We start from the raw sequence: 17,879 nt of genomic DNA on the forward strand, positions 1-17,879 counted from the left end.
AAACCCTCAAATAGACTAACCCGAGGCTGTTTTTGCGGGAGGTGAGTGTCTTTAAGCGCTAGGGTATTTATTAAGTTTCGAACCTAGCAATGATACCAGTTTTGTCTCGTAAACCCTTGGGTTCCCAGTCAATGAGCCTCTGGAGGAAGATGCCTCCCCCAACCCTAGGGCCAAGGGAGTGTAATAGCTGATTGCTTAGGACTTAGCGCTCTGCTCAATGATGGTCTTAATTTGAGCTAAGACGGTTTGATCTTCCATGGTGCTAATGTCCCCAGGATCGCGCCCTTCGGCAACAGCTTGCAAGGAGCGGCGCACGATCTTGCCTGAACGGGTCTTCGGCAAAGCGGTTACCACGTATACACGGCCAGGACGCGCGATCGCGCCTAAGGTAGTGTCAACGGTCTTCATGCATTCAGCTTCCAAGGTAGCGGTATTAGCAGCATCCTTCGGAATCACAAACGCTATCGCAGCCTGTCCTTTTAGCTTGTCTTCAATACCAACCACAGCCACTTCAGAAACATTTGGATGGCCAGAGATGCTCTCTTCAATTTCACGAGTGCCTAAGCGGTGACCTGCAACGTTAATCACGTCATCGGTACGACCCAAGATAAAGAAGTAGCCATCTTTGTCCTTAATACCCCAGTCAAACGTGGAGTAGATGATCTTCCCAGGAATGGTCTCCCAGTAGGTGCTGACAAAGCGCTTGTCATCACCCCAAACGGTTTGCATACAACCTGGAGGCAATGGGCCTTCAATTGCAATCACACCCTTCTGGTCTGGACCCAATTCTTCTGTGGTCGCGTCATCCAAGAGCTTCATGTTGTAGCCAAACGATGGCACACCTGGTGAACCAAACTTATGGGGCATCACTTCAACACCACGCTGAATAGCCAACATTGGCCAGCCGGTTTCTGTCTGCCAGTAGTTATCCACGATGGGTTTATTGATTGCCCCATGAATCCAGGTCGCCGTTGGTTCATCCAATGGTTCGCCAGCCAAGAACAAGGCTTTCAAACTAGAAAGATCGTATTTGGTCAGGAATGCAGGGTCTTGTTTTTTGAGAACGCGCACCGCAGTTGGTGCAGAGAACATCACTGAGACTTTGTATTTTTCAACCAACTGCCACCAGATACCAGCATCAGGACGCAATGGCGTACCTTCGTACATGATGGTTGCCATACCGTTGAGCAATGGCGCATAAATGATGTAGCTATGACCAACCACCCAGCCAATGTCTGAAGTACAGAACATGGTTTCACCTGGCTTGCCACAGAAGATGTGGTTCATGGTTGCAGCCAAGGCTACAGCATATCCACCAGTATCGCGTTGCACGCCTTTAGGCTTTCCAGTCGTACCGGATGTGTAAAGGATGTATGAAGTATGTGTTGCATCAACCCACTCCACCGGAACAATATCGTTCAAATGTTTTTGGCGCTCTGTGGCGTAATCCAAATCACGCCCAGCAACCGTTGTGAACTCCGTTAAACCGCGATTCACAATCAATACTTTTTCTGGCTTGTAGCTCGCTAAGGTAATAGCTTCATCCAACAAAGGTTTATATGGAACGGCTTTACCGCCACGAGCACCTGCTTCAGCAGTCACAATCATTTTTGGTTGTGCATCATCAATGCGTGATGCCAAGCTATGCGAAGCAAAGCCACCAAACACCACAGAGTGAATTGCACCAATGCGCGCACAGGCCAGCATGGCAAAGCATGCTTCTGCGATCATCGGCATGTAAATGAGAACGCGATCACCCTTTTGAACGCCGTTGGCTTGATAGATTGCAGCCATACGATTGACTTCTTCGTAGAGCTCTTTAAATGTGTATGCTTTTTCTACATTGGTTTCGGTTGAAACGGCAACCAAAGCAAGTTGATCTGGGCGATCTTTGAGGTGACGATCCACCGCGTTGTAGCAAAGATTCGTTAAACCACCCTCAAACCACTTCGCAAAAGGAGGATTGTCATAACTCAAGACTTTATCGAAGGGCTTTTCCCAATGGATTAGCTTTGCCTGCTCGCCCCAGAAGCCGTCTGGGTCTTTAATGGAGCGTTCGTGTTCTGATTTATAGGACATGATCAACCTAAATAATGAAGTGGATTTACTGGATTTTGCTCACCCCTTTACTGCTAGTGGTGTTAACAGAACCATTTTTCGCAGATTTTGCAAGTCCTGTCGATGCGGATTTATGCTGAGATGCAGCATTTTTTGGAGAAGAATTACCCTTAGTCTCCCCCTTAGCAGACTTCACAGGGGGGCATTTAGTGCCTTTTTTGCACTTTTTAGGTGAAGGAGGTGGTGGTGGCTTATCCAGACTCAAGCTGGCATTGTCAGCTAGGGCCATCGATACATCCCCAGGGCGGCGAGCTGTCTTCGGAATAATCACGGTTGATCCTGCCCGAATACGCATCCCTTTTGGTATGCCATTCACACTCCTTAAAGTATCAACGTCCACACCCAAGGTTTTTGCAGCTTGATCCACCATCTCTGTCTTACTCACCTGCACTGCAGTCCATGATGACAGAGGCTTGGTGTAGGTTTTTAGATTTTCTTGAAACACTTCCGCATGGCCAAATGGCAACAAGATCTGTTGATTGGCGGCAGCTAAGATCACCGGTTTATTAAACGATGGGTTGAGCACCTGAAATTCTTCTGCGGGTATCTCTGCCAACTTGGTTACTAACGCAACGTCGATATCGTTGTTCACATCAATCGCCACAAAATACGGATGGTTCTCAAGATCTGGCAGAACAATGCCGTACGCATCGGGATCTAAAACTATCTGACGATAGGCCATTAACTTAGGAACGTAGTTACGCGTTTCCTTCGGTAATGTCAGACTCTCGTAATCTGTTGGTAAGCCTGCTGCGAGATTTTTTTTCTGAGCTTTGGCAATATTGCCGGCACCCCAGTTGTAAGCAGCCAATGCAAGCTCCCAACTGCCGAACTGGTTATTCAGTCGCTGCAAATAATCTAGCGCTGCATCTGTGGACTGCAATACATCGCGTCGCTCATCCCTAAAAACATTCTGCGTTAACTTGAAATCTTTACCGGTAGCTGGCATGAACTGCCAGAGTCCCATGGCTTTAGCGCCTGACTTTGCTTGAGGCACAAAGGCGCTCTCAACAAAAGGCAGTAAAGCAATTTCGGTTGGCATATTACGGGCATTGACCTCTTGCACAATATAGAAGAGGTAGCGTGAGGAACGCGTCATCGAGCGATTCACATAATCGGGCTTAGAACTAAGCCAGCGGACCTGCTCTATCTCCAGCGGTGAGTTCATGGGCTCCATCTGGTAGCCATCCCGAATCCGAATCCATAAATTACTGGATGGCGCGTAGACCTTGCTGACAGACTGATTATTTAAGTTAACGCGTGGCGCCTTGCTGGCACGGGCATTTGTTTTAGTCGGAGTATCGGATGACCAATCCCCAGTGCTAGCGCATCCAGACAACACAGCAATCATGATGATTGCCGCATATTTCCACAACATCAGAATCGATCTTTCCACGCACGAATGACTGCAAGTACGTGCGCGGGTGTTGGCAAGGAAGTTTCACCAGAAATACTTAAAGCGGATTCCAGAACTTCTTTGGTGTCACAACGCATAAATGGATTGACCTGCAGCTCTTGGCCAATCGTGGTTGGCAAGGTTGGTAAATGTTTTGCGCGCATCTCTTGAGCGCGTTCAGCCCAAGATAGCAAGTTCGCATTATTCGGTTCGACTGCCAAAGCAAAACGGATGTTCGATAAGGTGTACTCATGCGTGCAAAAGACCAAGGTATTTTTTGGTAGTGCCGCAAACTTTGCCAAGGACTCGCTCATCTGAGTTGGCGTGCCTTCAAACAAACGTCCGCAACCAGATGCAAATAAAGTATCACCACAAAACAGCATTGGCTCAACGACGTTGGCCTGCATATTGGCAAAGTAGGCTATGTGACTCAAGGTGTGACCTGGCACCTCAAATACTTTGAGACTCATTCTGGGGGCGGCGATTTCAATTTTGTCGCCCTCCATCATGGCTTGTGTCCGCCCAGGAATATCAATGCTTGCTGGGCCATATACGGGAATCGACTCCTTGAGCGCCTGCAATATTTGCAAGATGCCACCCGTGTGATCGGCATGGTGGTGGGTGATCAAAATCCCCGTTAAGGTCAATTTGTGCTCTTCCAAATACCGCAGCACCGGCACAGAATCTCCCGGGTCGACCACTAAAGCGGATTCGCCATCATGGATACACCAGATGTAGTTGTCATCAAAGGCCGGTATGGGCCAAACTTGCAATAAAGTATTCTTCACCATAGACCGATGATACCAACCCCAACCCCACCCTCACAGTCGCCAGCACCTCCATGGAGCTCCTGGGAGAAATGGCTGCAATCCCCACCCGGAAAGTATGTACTGACCTGGGAGCAAAAGTGCTTTGGCCAAATCGTGACAGATGTTTTTGGTTTTTACGCTGTACAGGTCGGCATGCCCCAAATGAATGCCTTAGCCGAAAATCGCATGCCTTTACAGGCGCTATTACTGCAATCGAACGATAGTCTCGCGCAAGCTGCACAATTTTCTTGGCATCCGATTGAAGGCAATCCCAATGAGCTGCCTTTTGCGAGTGAGAGCATTGACCTATTAGTGCTCCCCCATGTTCTAGAATTCGCAGCCGACCCCCATCAAATCTTGAGAGAGGCTGAACGCGTGCTGCGTCCAGAAGGCAGGCTAGTGATCTCCGGGTTTAATCCCGCCAGCCTTTGGGGTGTCCGCCAATACCTCAGTCGCCTAATTGGCAGCCCCTATCTGCCAAGAGATGGTCAATTTATCAGCCTGATCCGAGTCAAGGACTGGCTACAACTCCTCAACTTTACCCTCGATCGCGGCCATTTTGGATGCTACAAGCTCCCACTCCAAGGTCAGTCTGGCATGGCTAGGATGGATTTTCTGGAGCCCATGGGTAACCGATGGTGGCCAATATTTGGGGCGATATTTTTAGTTTCAGCGATCAAACGCCAGCAAGGTATGCGCCTTGTCGGCCAAGCTCAAGCTAAACGCATCCCAACCATCCCACAACTCAGTCCAGCGGCCGAGCGCAATAAACTGAAGCAAACCAAAGACTGATTACAGTATCAATATGCCCCATACCAAACCACTTCCCCACATCATCATCTATACCGATGGTGCCTGCAAAGGCAATCCTGGCCCTGGTGGCTGGGGGGCAGTTTTACGCTCTGGGGGCCATGAGAAACACATTCATGGTGGCGCAGAGCTCACCACCAACAACCGGATGGAAATTAGTGCCGTCATTCATGCGCTAAAAGCCCTCAAGCAAACCAGCTCGGTTGAGCTCTGGACCGACTCCCAATACGTCCAAAAAGGGGTAACAGAATGGCTGGAAGGCTGGAAAAAACGGGGTTGGAAGACGGCCAGCAAGGCTTCCGTTAAAAACGCCGATTTATGGCAAGAATTAGATGCCCTACTACCTGACCACAAGATCTCTTGGCATTGGGTCCGAGGCCATAACGGCCACCCTGGGAACGAGCTGGCAGACATGTTGGCAAACCGAGGTGTGGAAGAATTCCTACCCTAGCGTCAGAAGCGCGTTTTTGAGTGGCTTATGAGAGAATGTGCCGATAGGCGGAGATGCTGTAAATTCTGCTAAACCCATATAAATCAAAAGAAAAAACGTCGAGACCGTGTCAAAAATTGAAACTTTAGCCAATAAGCTATTCAGCAAGTTACTCACACTCAAAAATTGGGCCTTGGCTCAGCTTTGTGCCCTGTGGAAAAAATACTCACCCCAGCTCAAGCAATTGGATTTTGCCAAGGTAAAGACCTTCACCCTGAAATACAAATGGCGCATTCTGGCAATCATCATTGCGCTATACGCCCTTTCTAAGGCATACGACTATTTCTTCCCGGCAACCGACAAAGCTGGTGGCCCAGTGACCGTAACCACAATCGTTGTCGAGAAAAAAGATATCCCTCTCATTCTGGAGGCTACTGGCACCATTGTCTCGAACAATATTGTTGATATTCGCCCAATGATTACCAATACAGTCACCAAGATCTTAGTAAAAGATGGCCAAGAGGTGAAAGCTGGAGACTTGTTGTTTCAGCTTGACGATCGCAACGACAAAGCCACCTATGAAAAACTCAAAGCGTTGGCAGACGATGCTCAGAGTCAATATCTTCGCGCTAAAGAGTTGGTCGCCAAGAACTTTATCTCCAAAGCAGGCTTAGAAACTTCTTCAGCCAACGCCAAATCCGCAATGGCTGCTGCTAAAGCTGCGGAAGCACAGCTTTCATTCGATTACATCCGCTCACCAATTGATGGTCGTGCCGGCATTGTGAACGTCTTTCCTGGCTCCCTGGTACAGGCAAGTAACGTTGTCTCGACCGCCACTAGCTCTACCGCTACATCGAGCGTTGGTGCCATGGTCACAATTACACAATTAAACCCAATCAATGTGCAGTTTGTCATTCCCGAAGAAAATATCCCTATTCTTTTAGAGAACCAACTTGATGGTGATGCGATTCCAGTAACAGTTACCGTCGGGGATCAAGGCAAAAGAACCTATGATGGCAAAGTATTGGTAATTGACAATCAAGTCGATCCTTCGATTGCAGCGGTGCGTGTAAAAGCACAAATCCCCAATGATTCAAAGACACTTCTTCCAGGTCAGTTTGCACGCGTTTCCCTCATTGCCAAGACTTTAAAAGATGTGATTGCCGTACCTTCACAAACAGTCATTCTGAGTCCTCGAGGAAAAGTGGTTTACATCGTTGATAAGGATGAGAAGGCCGTCTCTAAAACAGTCAAAGTGCTTTATGACTACCAAGGTCAATCTGTTATAGAGGGTATAGAGGCTGGCGACAGAGTGGTTGTTGAAGGCAAGCAGAATCTGCGTCCTGGCGGCAAGATACGCGAGGCTAAAGCCGCCGCTCCTGCTCAGAACTAACATCAGTTATCCAGAGAACATATGAATATCTCCGAATTATGCATTCGGCGCCCAGTAATGACGGTGTTGCTTTCTATAGCAACCGTGATTGCAGGTGCCGTTGCTTACATTAATATTCCTGTTGCAGCCCTACCAAGCTTTAACTCCCCCGTTATTTCTGTAAGCGGTAGTTTGCCTGGCGCATCGCCAGAAAACATGGCTGCCTCGGTTGCCCTACCTTTAGAAAAGGAATTCTCAACCATCGATGGTATTAAGGTCATTAGCTCGAGTAACTTTTTGGGCACAACCAATATCACTCTGGAATTTAATAACGATAGAGATATTGATAAGGCTGCTGTAGACGTACAAGCTGCACTATTGCGCGCACAAAAACGTTTACCAATCGAAATGACCATTCCACCGTCATATCGAAAAATTAATCCCGCAGACACGCCAGTGCTAGTGGTGCGGATGAGTTCCCCTTCAATGAATCTCTCCGACCTCAATGACTTTGCCGAAAACTTGCTCTCCCCTAATCTTTCTACGATTAGTGGTGTTGCGCAGGTTCTCGTCTATGGCGCAAAGAGGTATGCAGTTCGTGTCCGCGCCCATCCTGATGCCTTGGCCAATCGCAACCTCACCATGGATGACGTCGCAATTGCTATCAATAAAGCCAATGCAAACAGCCCAGTTGGTGTTTTAGATGGTCCGCGTCAATCGATCACTATTTATGCCAATGCGCAATTAGTCAAACCCGAAGAGTTCGCAAACCTGGTGATTAGCCAGAAAAATGGTCTGCCGGTTTACTTGAAGGATGTAGCTGACGTTACTGAAAGCTATGAGGATGTGAAAACATGGGCAACAGCAGGTGGAGAACGCTCTATTGCAATCGCTATTTTGCGCCAACCAAGCGCCAATACTGTTCAGGTAGTTAATTCTGTTAAAGCCTTGATTCCCCAGTTGCAAAAACAAATGCCTGCATCAATCAAGCTGCAACTTCTAAATGACCGCTCGCTCTCGATTATTGAATCGATTCATGACGTCAACCTGACGCTAGCTTTAACGGTGCTATTAGTTGTCTTGGTCATCTTCTTATTCTTGAAGCATATTTCAGCAACGGTGATTCCATCAATTAGTTTGCCGATCTCCCTGATTGGCGCATTCTTCCTCCTGTACTTCTTAGGCTATAGCCTCGATAACATTTCTTTATTGGGCATTACGCTTGCCGTGGGTCTAGTAGTGGATGATGCGATCGTTGTCCTTGAGAACATCATGCGCTATGTTGAAGAAGGCATGGATCCACTCAAAGCATCTCTTAAGGGAAGTAAAGAGGTTGGATTTACGATCATCTCGATTTCTATTTCATTGGTAGCAGTATTTATTCCACTGTTTTTTATGGCGGGCCCGATCGGTCTGCTCTTTAGAGAATTTGCTGTAGTCGTTTCACTGTCTATTTTGGTATCGGCAGTTGTGTCTCTCACCGTTGTGCCAATGCTCTGCAGTCGATTTTTACCAAAACCTGGACAACACGCCAAGGAATTTGCGATTAACAAGAAATTCGATCGCTTCTTCGATTGGATGCTCAAGACTTACATCCACTATCTTGACTTGGCTTTAAAGAATCGCAAGAAGGTCTTAATCGGGGCATTCGCCACTTTCGCCATCACAATTTTTCTATTCATATACAGTCCAAAAGGCTTCTTCCCTGAAGAGGATATCGGACAAGTACTGGCTACCACGGAGGCCTCTGAAGATATTTCCTTCAAAGCCATGTTGGCATTACAAGATCAAGCAGCTGCCTTAGTTGGCGCAGACCCTAACGTTGATAGCTTGATTTCTGTTGTTGGTGGTGGCGCAAGCTCAGGAACCAATACAGGACGTATTTTCATCATCCTGAAAGACAAAGCTGATCGCCAAAAAATGACTAAAGTCATGGAGGGCTTGCGCGCTAGATTTAGAGAATTACCAGGCCTCCAGGTCTACATGCGTCCTGTCCAGAACTTACAGTTGGGTGGTAAGAGTAGTAAAAGTCGCTATCAATTTACCCTGCAAAGCGTTGGCTTTGAAGGCGTCAATGAATGGGCTGATAAGTTGATGCAAAAAATGCGTGCCGATCCAATCTTCCGCGACGTCACCAGCGACTCTCAGCTCAAGGGTCTTAATGTCAAAATTGAAATCAATCGAGAAAAGGCTGCTAATGCTGGCGTCACGATTGCGGATATACGGACCGCCCTCTACGACTCCTATGGCGAACGTCAAGTGTCTACTATCTATACACCAGTTAACACATACTATGCAATCCTTGAGACCGCAGAAGAAGATCGTCAGTATGAAAGCGATTTAAATAAAGTCTTTGTGCGTGGTCGAGCTACAGATAAATTGGTGCCGCTGTCTAGTGTTGCTAGTTTTGTGCGTACCGTAGGTCCAACAGCAGTGAACCACCAAGGGCAGATTCCTGCAGTTACGCTTTCATTTAATCTTGCCCCAGATGTCTTCTTAGGAGATGCTACAAAGAAAATTGAAGCCTACACAAAAGAAATCGGTCTACCCCCTTCAATCATCACTAGTTATGGTGGCGATGCCGCGGTCTTTAAAGATAATCAGTCGGGACAGATGATTTTGATTCTTTCTGCACTAGGTGTTATTTATATTCTTCTCGGTGTTTTATACGAGAGCTACATTCATCCACTAACGATTTTTGCCGGCTTACCCTCCGCAGCAATCGGCGCCCTAATAGCACTGAGAATCTTTGGCTTTGAGCTGACCATCATTGCTTCAATTGGTATCTTGCTCTTAATTGGTATCGTCAAGAAGAATGCGATTTTGATGATTGACTTTGCTCTGGATGCCCAACGCAACCAGGGTATGACTCCAGAAAAAGCGATCCGAGAAGCTTGTATTTTGCGTTTCCGCCCAATCATGATGACCACCTTTGCCGCCCTCATGGGCGCCCTACCGATTGCCTTTGGTATTGGTGCTGGTGCAGAGTTACGTCAACCGCTTGGTATTAGCGTGGCTGGAGGTTTGATCTTCTCGCAGTTTGTGACACTGATCGTTACTCCTGTGATTTATCTTTACCTTGATAAGTATGCAGGCAATGGCCCAATGGAAATTCCCGCTTCTGTTCTCGAGGGAACCTAATGCGCCAAGTTATTCTGGATACGGAAACCACTGGATTAAATCCAGCTACTGGTGATCGCATTATTGAAATTGGTTGTGTAGAGATGGTGGGTCGTCGCCTTACTGACCGAACCTTTCATTACTACATTAATCCAGAGCGCGATATTGATGCTGGTGCTTTTGCTGTTCATGGTTTATCGCGAGATTTTCTGTCTGATAAACCGATCTTCGCCAGCATTATTGAAGAGTTAATTGAATTTGTTGATGGCGCAGAAATCGTGATTCATAACGCAGCCTTTGACTTAGGCTTCTTAGATAATGAGTTCACCCTGCTAAAGCGCCCTCCCTTTAGGGGTCTTGCTGCAAAAATCACCGATACATTGCTAGATGCACGCCAGATGTTCCCGGGCAAACGTAATTCTTTGGATGCGTTGTGCGATCGTTTTGCCATTAGCAATAAGCATAGGACTTTGCACGGCGCTTTATTAGACGCGCAGCTATTGGCGGAAGTCTATCTCTCAATGACTAGGGGTCAAGAGGATCTGACAATTGATTTGGTCGACTACACCGTTAATACTGACGCAATGGGACACACCAAAGCCTTGCCAAGCAAGCTCAAGCTTTTAAAGGCAAGCGCCGAAGAGTGTGCAAGTCATGAAAAAATTCTGCTGGAGATTATTAAAGCAAGTAAAAAGGACTCCGTTTGGAGTCCTTCTATTCAAGCGAGCAACTAAAGAAATCAACCAAAGCGCAACCTTAAATTGCCGCTGCGATTGCCTTACCAAGATCGTCAGTCTTAGCTGTTCCACCAACATCAGGTGTCAATGGAGCATGCCCAGGACCAGCAGCAAGGGTCTTTTCAATAGCAGTAAAGATTGCCTTGCCAGCCTCTGGGTAACCCAAGTGATCCAACATCATGGAGCCACTCCAAATTTGACCAATTGGGTTAGCAATCATCTTGCCGTAGATATCTGGTGCAGAGCCGTGAACTGGCTCAAAGAGTGATGGGAACTTGCCTTCTGGGTTAATGCTGCCAGATGGGGCTACGGCAATCGTACCGGTACATGCAGGACCCAAGTCAGACAAAATATCGCCAAACAAATTACTGGCCACAACCACATCAAAACGATCTGGATTCATAACGAAATGCGCTGCCAAGATATCGATGTGGTATTTATCAGTCCGAATATCGGCAAACTTCTTGGACATGGCTTCAACACGCTCGTCCCAATATGGCATGGTGATTGCAATACCATTGGACTTGGTTGCCGAAGTAACATGCTTTTTAGGACGGCTCTGAGCAAGATCAAAAGCGTATTGCAAAATACGATCGACACCTTGACGAGTAAAAATGGATTCTTGAATCACAAACTCACGGTCAGTATCAGGGAACATTTTTCCACCGACGCTGGAGTACTCGCCTTCAGTGTTCTCGCGAACCACAAAGAAATCAATATCACCAGGCTTGCGATTGGCCAATGGGCAAGGAATGCCAGGCAATAAACGCACTGGGCGCAAATTCACATACTGATCAAATCCACGACGGAACTGAATCAAACTGCCCCACAAAGAAACGTGGTCGGGCAAGATGTCCGGCATACCAACTGCACCAAAATAAATGGCGTCGTATTTCATGAGGGTGTCAAACCAGTCATCCGGCATCATCTTGCCGTGCTTAAGGTAGTAGTCACAGCTTGCAAAATCAAAATGATCAAATTGCATGCCAATGCCGAACTTACTGCTGGCCGCTTCTAATGCGCGCACGCCTTCAGGCATCACTTCTTTACCAATGCCGTCACCAGCGATAACGGCAATCTTAGGATTTTTAACGATCTTTTGTGCTTTCATGGTGTTTCAGTCTCTTGAATAGATTGTTCTAATGGATCTAGTGATTTTACTAGCTTTATGTATTAACTAATGGCCCGGCGAATCTCGTCAGCCTTGGGCTTTTCGCCTTGAATGGACTCGCTGTCATGCTCGGTAGTGTTCTCAATGGTTTCAGGAACAGCCTCTTGCATTCGAATATTGTCTTTTGGGCAGATTGGCGCTCCATAGCTGGCCCATTTTTTTAGCAAAGTCACCTCATAGCCACATTGAGCACACTTAGCCTTGCTACGACTGGCATTACTCGGTCTTGGGGGCGGGAACACAATGGCTTGATGGGGATATGGTCCAAGTTCCTGGCTAATCATCATCAACTTGACCACTAATTCTTCGGTGGCATGTGCCATCCGCGCCGGACCCTCAAGTCCAACTGTTTGCGCAATGCCTTTGAAATCCTCGCCGTGCCCACTAAAGCAATCATCTACTGCATGGCAAAGCTCATGGACTAGGGTGTCGAGTAACTGCACTGGATCATCGAGCTTAGGGGAGATGAAGATCTCATTCACGCCACCGCCAGAACGCTCACGTGGCCAACATTGGCCCAATGTCGTTCTAGGACTGCTGGAAGCAGGAAATCCACAAGACACTCGAACCGGAGGAATGGCATAACCAGCCTTTGAAAATACAGGCTCTAGATGCCTTATAGCGTCTTCAAGCCAGGCTTCACGTACAGAATGTTGCTTCATATTGCGTATTTCTAGGAGTTATCAAAATGGTGAATTGCGATCATACGCCACCAAAAGTAGAATGGGCTTATGAAAGATCTGGAAAGCCTTAGCGCATCACAAGCAGTTCAAGCCCTTGCAAAAAGAGAGATTAAGGCCACAGACCTCTTGCTTGCCTGTCTAGATCGTATTGGCCAGCGAGAAAGCACTGTTAAAGCCTGGGTTAGCCTAGGCAAAGAGAATGCCCTAGCCCGAGCCAGAGAGCTTGATAAAGGCGCCATTAGAGGGCTTTTGCATGGCCTACCAATTGGCGTCAAAGATCTATACGACACCTTTGACCTCCCTACCTCCTACGGCTCTCCAATCTACACCAATCACTACCCTGCTACCGATGCTGTTTCGGTAGCGCTGATGCGCCAAGCCGGCGGAATCATTCTTGGCAAAACCGTCACTACTGAATTTGCGGCATTTAAGAGTGCTGCCACCTCAAATCCACACAACCCTTTACATACCCCTGGTGGCTCTTCAAGCGGATCTGCAGCAGCAGTAGCGGACTTCATGGTGCCGCTTGCTACTGGTAGCCAAACTGCAGGATCTATTATTCGCCCCGCTTCATTCTGTGGCGTGGTCGGCTACAAGCCGAGCTTCGGAAAAATCAGTACCGCCGGTGTCAAAAGCCTATCCCCAATACAAGATACCTTGGGTTGCTTTGGCAGGAGTATTGGTGATGTTGCTTTAGGCGTCGCTGCAATGAGTGGCGATCATGCGCTTGCAAAGATTGAAGATCTTCACAATAAGCCACGCATTGCCATTTGCAAGACTCCAGATTGGGCGCTTGCTCAAAAGGAAACGGCTGCTGCTCTTGCAGTAGCGAGATTTGCCGCAGAAGCGATTGCCAAAGGCAGCGTTGGCGACTTGAAGCTGCCACCAATATTTAATCAATACTCACAAACTCAAGCGCGCATCATGGCAGCAGAAATGTCACGCAGCTTAACGTTCGAGCGTGTTCGCTTTCCGAAGAAAATCAGTCCACAGCTAGCTAAGCAGTTAAACGATGGTGCGGCAATCTCTTATGAGCAATACACAAAAGATCTTTTGCTGCATCAAGAAGCACACGCTGCAATACAGCTGATATTTAGCAAAGAGCTGGACCTCATCATTGCGCCTAGTGCGATTGGTGAGGCGCCTGGGTCAAAAGAAACTACTGGAGATCCCATCTTCTGTAGAGGCTGGACTTTACTTGGTCTGCCCTGCATTAATCTGAACATCACTAGCGGCTCTAATGGAATGCCGGTAGGAGTGCAACTGATTGCAGGTCCAGGTAAAGATCATTTCTTATTAAGTGCCGCAAGAGTCTTTGCACGCTCACTGTCCGATCCCGTCACACGGGATCAGGCTTAATAATTCTAGTTTTAACTGATAACTAATCGAGAGTGATGTGCGCTGATTTAATTGCCTTATTCCAAAATGGCAATTCTTTCTTGAGCAAAGCATCCGTTGCTGCAGGCGTCAGATAACGCAATTCAACACCGGCAGTATCAGCACGCTCTTTCACTTCCGGTAACGCCAAACTTGCTTTTACAGAATCTGTTAATTTTGTAATGACTGGTGCGGGCGTACCTGTTGGAGCATATAAGGCAACCCATGACTCTAGTTGGAAAGTTGGCAATCCCGCCTCGGCAGTAGTTGGAACATTGGGCATGCCAGGGTGACGCGTCTTACCAGTAACAGCCAATGCTTTGAGTTTGCCACTCTGCACATGTTGCATCACTGACGGTGGCGTAGTGATGAATACCTGAACCTGACCAGCAAGAACATCTTGTACTGCAGGGCCTGAGCCCTTGTAAGGAACGTGCACTATCTCAACACCAGTAATTTGTTTGAAGATTTCAGTGCCAATATGAGATACCGAGCCATTACCTTGAGATGCATAGTTCAACTTACCGGGATTCGCTTTGGCGTAGGCAATAAATTCTTTGAGATTGTTGACTGGTACTGATGGGTGCACTGCAATCACATTCGTAGAAACAGTCAGCAGTGCAATGGGTGAAAAATCCTTAATGGGATCCCATGGCAATTTATCCATCAATGCAGGGTTGCCAACATGGTAACCAGAGTATGAGATCAATAAGGTATAGCCATCAGGTTTAGCCTTAGCCACGTATTGGTAAGCAGTATTACCACTGGCCCCTGGCTTGTTATCCACAATTACTGGCTGACCAATCACTCTCGTTAAAGGCTCGCTTAATAAACGCGCAGAAGTATCCACTAAACCACCCGGAGGATTTGGCACGACCAATACGATCGGATGCTCTGGAAAGGTTTGTGCATGTGTGATGCTAAAACTTAATGCAATAGCAGCAAGTGCAAAAAACTTTTGAATGGTTTGGTGGATTTTCATATTCATCCTTGTGAATTTGATTTCTGATGTCTCTATCTCTGCCCAACTTTAACATCACCAAAGACTGCTTGTGCTTCCCGCGGCAAGCAACGCCAATAGCGCTCATGAGAGCTCACCACACCATCTAATGCTGCTGCAGCCTCCCAAGCCCAGCGAGGTTTGTACAAGAAGGCACGTGCTAATGCAATTAAATCTGCATCACCCTTCTCTAAAATTGCTTCGGCCTGATGAGGGTCGGTAATGAGGCCAACAGTCATCGTTGGTAGACCAGATTTGTCTTTCACGATCTTGGCAAAAGGTACTTGATAGTTTGGTCCAATCGCAATTTTTTGCTTTGGTGAAATACCACCAGAGGAGATGTGAACGAAATCACAGCCAATGGGTTTTAACTGAGCAGCAAACTCTGCTGTTTCTTCTGGCGTCCAACCACCCTCCATCCAATCACTCGCTGAAATTCGAATACCCAAGACACCTTTATAAGCAGCGCGCACTGCTTTGAATAACTCCAAAGGAAAGCGAATCCGATTTTCAAATGAACCACCGTACTCATCAGTGCGTTGATTGGCAATGGGCGATAAGAACTGGTGCAATAAATATCCATGAGCCCCGTGCAATTCAATACCATCTATGCCAACTCGGTCAGCTCGTTGGGCAGACTCTACAAACGCTTGAATCAAACTACTCAACTCTGCTTTAGAGAGTTCATGGGGCAAACGCTCTCCATCCAATTGAGGAATAGCAGAAGGTGCTTCCATTTCCCAGCCGCCTTGATCAACAGCCAGTAGTTGACCGCCATTCCAAGGGGTTGCACTGGAGGCTTTGCGTCCAGCATGTGCCAACTGAATAAATACTGGGGTGGCAGGCGCTAATTTACGGGCTCGAGTGAGTTTGTCTTTCAAGGCAGCCTCGGTGCGGTCATCCCACAATCCAAGACAGGCTGGCGTAATACGGCCCTCAGGGGTTACGCCAGTCGCTTCAATAATGAATAGAGCAGCACCGCTATTGAGCAAATTACCCCAGTGCATTAAATGCCAGTCAGTTGCCTCGCCATTAACGGCGGCGTATTGGCACATCGGCGCAACCACAATACGATTAGCCAGCTTCAACGGCCCATTAGGGGAATTGAGGGTGTAGCTTGAAAATAATAAACTCATGAAATAGCCTCTTAGATGACTTCTAAACACCAAAAACAGTAGAGAAAAGCTGAAATTCGCTTAAAGCGATAGAATACTAAAAACAAGAATATACGAGACAGCAAAGTCGTGCAGATAGGTATTCTGAGCGCCTTGGCTAGACCCCTTTAACCCTGAAAGCTATTGAATAAATATGATGAATGCACCTCAAGCCTTTGAATCTAAAGAAGATATTGGTCACTATATCGGCGGTAAGGTAGTTAATCCTAAAGATGGTCGTTTTGCTGATGTCTACAATCCAGCAAAAGGTAAGGTAGCTCGGCGCGTTGCACTAGCAAGTCGCAAAGAAGTAGATGAAGTCGTAGCAGTTGCTCAAACTGCATTTCAGACTTGGAGTCAAACATCCCCCTTGCGTCGTGCACGCATTATGTTTAAGTATCTTGAGCTCCTCAACGCCAATCGCGATGAATTAGCCGCCATCATTACAGCTGAACATGGCAAAGTATTTACAGATGCACAAGGTGAAGTTGTTCGCGGTCTTGAGATTGTGGAATTTGCTACTGGCATTCCTGAGTTACTCAAGGGTGACTACACAGAGCAGGTGTCTACCGATATCGATAACTGGGTGATGCGCCAACCTTTGGGGGTCGTTGCAGGCGTCACGCCATTTAATTTCCCGGTCATGGTTCCAATGTGGATGTTCCCAGTAGCGATTGCTTGTGGCAACACCTTCATTCTCAAGCCAAGCCCGACTGATCCATCTGCCTCACTATTCATGGCCAAACTTCTCAAAGAAGCTGGTTTACCTGATGGTGTATTTAACGTCGTGCAAGGTGATAAAGAAGCAGTTGATGCCTTGATCGAAAATCCAGATGTCAAAGCCGTTAGCTTTGTGGGTTCAACCCCTATTGCGAATTACATTTATGAGCGCTGCGCTCACTTTGGCAAACGCTCCCAAGCACTTGGTGGCGCGAAGAACCACATGGTCATCATGCCTGATGCCGATATGGATAAAGCCATCGATGCATTGATTGGTGCTGCCTACGGTTCTGCTGGTGAGCGCTGTATGGCGATCTCAGTTGCAGTCTTGGTTGGTGATGCGGCCGACAAGATCATGCCAAAACTGATAGAACGCACTAAGACTTTGAAAATCAAGAATGGCATGGAGCTCGATGCTGAGATGGGTCCCATTGTGAGTAAAGCTGCACTCGAACGCATCACTGGCTACATCGAAAGTGGTGTTGCTTCTGGCGCTAAGTTGCTGGTAGATGGACGTGGCTTAAAGGTATCCGGTCTTGAAGATGGCTTCTTCATTGGTGGCACCCTGTTTGACAACGTCACCCCAGATATGAAGATCTACCTAGAAGAAATCTTTGGACCAGTACTGTCTTGCTTGCGCGTTGCGAACTTCACTGAGGCCCTAAACCTAGTGAACTCTTGTGAGTTTGGTAATGGTGTCGCTTGCTTTACGAGTGACGGCAATATCGCTCGTGAATTTGCGCGTCGCGTTCAAGTTGGCATGGTTGGTATCAACGTACCTATTCCAGTGCCAATGGCTTGGCATGGTTTTGGTGGTTGGAAGAAATCCCTCTTTGGCGATATGCATGCCTACGGCAAAGAAGGTGTTCGCTTCTACACCAAGCAAAAGAGTGTGATGCAACGCTGGCCTGAAAGTATTGCTAAGGGCGCAGAGTTTGTGATGCCGACATCTAAGTAAGATACTCAGACATCAACAAAAATG

At 47.3% G+C, this 17,879-nt stretch carries 14 protein-coding genes; 7 read left to right on the top strand and 7 right to left on the bottom strand.

What is annotated here, in order from left to right; all coding sequences use genetic code 11:
* Positions 1 to 195: 195 nt before the first annotated feature.
* The 3 genes from ICN49_RS06720 to gloB are packed head-to-tail and all read right to left on the bottom strand — an operon-like array spanning position 196 to position 4,305.
* Entirely contained in the window at positions 196 to 2,079 is a 1,884-nt protein-coding gene (locus ICN49_RS06720) for a propionate--CoA ligase (RefSeq protein ID WP_216166915.1), read from the bottom strand.
* A gap of 25 nt (positions 2,080 to 2,104) precedes the next feature.
* Complete coding sequence (locus ICN49_RS06725; RefSeq protein WP_216166916.1) at positions 2,105 to 3,496, bottom strand: transglycosylase SLT domain-containing protein; 1,392 nt, start codon at positions 3,494 to 3,496, stop codon at positions 2,105 to 2,107.
* Positions 3,496 to 4,305, bottom strand: coding sequence for a hydroxyacylglutathione hydrolase (gene gloB / locus ICN49_RS06730; RefSeq protein WP_216166917.1), 810 nt, complete (start codon positions 4,303 to 4,305; stop codon positions 3,496 to 3,498). The genes ICN49_RS06725 and gloB overlap by 1 nt, the downstream gene beginning before the upstream one ends.
* A gap of 6 nt (positions 4,306 to 4,311) precedes the next feature.
* On the opposite strand from gloB, the gene ICN49_RS06735 reads away from it, so the two are divergent.
* The 5 genes from ICN49_RS06735 to dnaQ all read left to right on the top strand — a co-directional run bounded on the left by ICN49_RS06735 (position 4,312) and on the right by dnaQ (position 10,789).
* A complete protein-coding gene (locus tag ICN49_RS06735) occupies positions 4,312 to 5,115 on the top strand; it encodes a class I SAM-dependent methyltransferase (protein WP_216166918.1) in 804 nt (267 codons plus the stop codon).
* A gap of 13 nt (positions 5,116 to 5,128) precedes the next feature.
* Positions 5,129 to 5,584 (top strand): ribonuclease HI, encoded by a 456-nt coding sequence (rnhA, locus tag ICN49_RS06740; RefSeq protein ID WP_216166919.1) that lies wholly within the window; start codon positions 5,129 to 5,131, stop codon positions 5,582 to 5,584.
* Between the two features lie 106 nt (positions 5,585 to 5,690).
* A complete protein-coding gene (locus ICN49_RS06745) occupies positions 5,691 to 6,956 on the top strand; it encodes an efflux RND transporter periplasmic adaptor subunit (RefSeq protein WP_216166920.1) in 1,266 nt (421 codons plus the stop codon).
* A gap of 21 nt (positions 6,957 to 6,977) precedes the next feature.
* Positions 6,978 to 10,076: an efflux RND transporter permease subunit gene (locus tag ICN49_RS06750; protein ID WP_216166921.1), complete on the top strand. Its 3,099-nt coding sequence runs from the start codon at positions 6,978 to 6,980 to the stop codon at positions 10,074 to 10,076.
* The gene (gene dnaQ, locus ICN49_RS06755; RefSeq protein ID WP_216166922.1) at positions 10,076 to 10,789 is read left to right on the top strand and encodes a DNA polymerase III subunit epsilon; all 714 of its coding nucleotides are present in this window, start codon (positions 10,076 to 10,078) and stop codon (positions 10,787 to 10,789) included. Before ICN49_RS06750 ends, dnaQ begins: the two co-directional genes overlap by 1 nt.
* Positions 10,790 to 10,811: 22 nt before the next feature.
* On the opposite strand, the gene ICN49_RS06760 is transcribed toward dnaQ, so the two are convergent.
* Together ICN49_RS06760 and ICN49_RS06765 are read right to left on the bottom strand one after the other, a co-directional pair.
* Positions 10,812 to 11,903, bottom strand: coding sequence for a tartrate dehydrogenase (locus tag ICN49_RS06760; protein ID WP_216861167.1), 1,092 nt, complete (start codon positions 11,901 to 11,903; stop codon positions 10,812 to 10,814).
* Between the two features lie 62 nt (positions 11,904 to 11,965).
* Positions 11,966 to 12,625: a SprT family zinc-dependent metalloprotease gene (locus ICN49_RS06765; protein ID WP_216166923.1), complete on the bottom strand. Its 660-nt coding sequence runs from the start codon at positions 12,623 to 12,625 to the stop codon at positions 11,966 to 11,968.
* A gap of 69 nt (positions 12,626 to 12,694) precedes the next feature.
* On the opposite strand from ICN49_RS06765, the gene ICN49_RS06770 reads away from it, so the two are divergent.
* Positions 12,695 to 14,005, top strand: a complete 1,311-nt coding sequence (locus ICN49_RS06770) for an amidase (RefSeq protein ID WP_216166924.1) — start codon at positions 12,695 to 12,697, stop codon at positions 14,003 to 14,005.
* 22 nt (positions 14,006 to 14,027) lie between these two features.
* Here the strand turns inward: ICN49_RS06770 and ICN49_RS06775 are convergent, their stop codons facing one another.
* Together ICN49_RS06775 and ICN49_RS06780 are read right to left on the bottom strand one after the other, a co-directional pair.
* Complete coding sequence (locus ICN49_RS06775; protein ID WP_439650855.1) at positions 14,028 to 15,011, bottom strand: Bug family tripartite tricarboxylate transporter substrate binding protein; 984 nt, start codon at positions 15,009 to 15,011, stop codon at positions 14,028 to 14,030.
* A gap of 26 nt (positions 15,012 to 15,037) precedes the next feature.
* Positions 15,038 to 16,159 carry an NADH:flavin oxidoreductase/NADH oxidase gene (locus tag ICN49_RS06780; protein WP_216166927.1) on the bottom strand — a complete coding sequence of 374 codons (1,122 nt, stop codon included), beginning with the start codon at positions 16,157 to 16,159 and terminating at the stop codon, positions 15,038 to 15,040.
* A gap of 175 nt (positions 16,160 to 16,334) precedes the next feature.
* On the opposite strand from ICN49_RS06780, the gene ICN49_RS06785 reads away from it, so the two are divergent.
* Positions 16,335 to 17,855, top strand: coding sequence for a CoA-acylating methylmalonate-semialdehyde dehydrogenase (locus tag ICN49_RS06785; RefSeq protein WP_216167033.1), 1,521 nt, complete (start codon positions 16,335 to 16,337; stop codon positions 17,853 to 17,855).
* Positions 17,856 to 17,879: the final 24 nt, after the last annotated feature.

Origin of the sequence: Polynucleobacter finlandensis, from assembly GCF_018881755.1 — a bacterium.
GTDB classification, from domain to species: Bacteria; Pseudomonadota; Gammaproteobacteria; order Burkholderiales; family Burkholderiaceae; genus Polynucleobacter; species Polynucleobacter finlandensis.

Coding starts and splice junctions, on each gene's coding strand:
- ICN49_RS06750 (WP_216166921.1), top strand. CDS start 6,978: ATGAATATCTCCGAATTATGCATTCGGCGCCCAGTAATGACGGTGTTG.
- ICN49_RS06725 (WP_216166916.1), bottom strand. CDS start 3,496: ATGTTGTGGAAATATGCGGCAATCATCATGATTGCTGTGTTGTCTGGA.
- ICN49_RS06785 (WP_216167033.1), top strand. CDS start 16,335: ATGAATGCACCTCAAGCCTTTGAATCTAAAGAAGATATTGGTCACTAT.
- ICN49_RS06720 (WP_216166915.1), bottom strand. CDS start 2,079: ATGTCCTATAAATCAGAACACGAACGCTCCATTAAAGACCCAGACGGC.
- rnhA (WP_216166919.1), top strand. CDS start 5,129: ATGCCCCATACCAAACCACTTCCCCACATCATCATCTATACCGATGGT.
- ICN49_RS06735 (WP_216166918.1), top strand. CDS start 4,312: ATGATACCAACCCCAACCCCACCCTCACAGTCGCCAGCACCTCCATGG.
- ICN49_RS06765 (WP_216166923.1), bottom strand. CDS start 12,625: ATGAAGCAACATTCTGTACGTGAAGCCTGGCTTGAAGACGCTATAAGG.
- ICN49_RS06775 (WP_439650855.1), bottom strand. CDS start 15,011: ATGAATATGAAAATCCACCAAACCATTCAAAAGTTTTTTGCACTTGCT.
- dnaQ (WP_216166922.1), top strand. CDS start 10,076: ATGCGCCAAGTTATTCTGGATACGGAAACCACTGGATTAAATCCAGCT.
- ICN49_RS06780 (WP_216166927.1), bottom strand. CDS start 16,159: ATGAGTTTATTATTTTCAAGCTACACCCTCAATTCCCCTAATGGGCCG.
- gloB (WP_216166917.1), bottom strand. CDS start 4,305: ATGGTGAAGAATACTTTATTGCAAGTTTGGCCCATACCGGCCTTTGAT.
- ICN49_RS06760 (WP_216861167.1), bottom strand. CDS start 11,903: ATGAAAGCACAAAAGATCGTTAAAAATCCTAAGATTGCCGTTATCGCT.
- ICN49_RS06770 (WP_216166924.1), top strand. CDS start 12,695: ATGAAAGATCTGGAAAGCCTTAGCGCATCACAAGCAGTTCAAGCCCTT.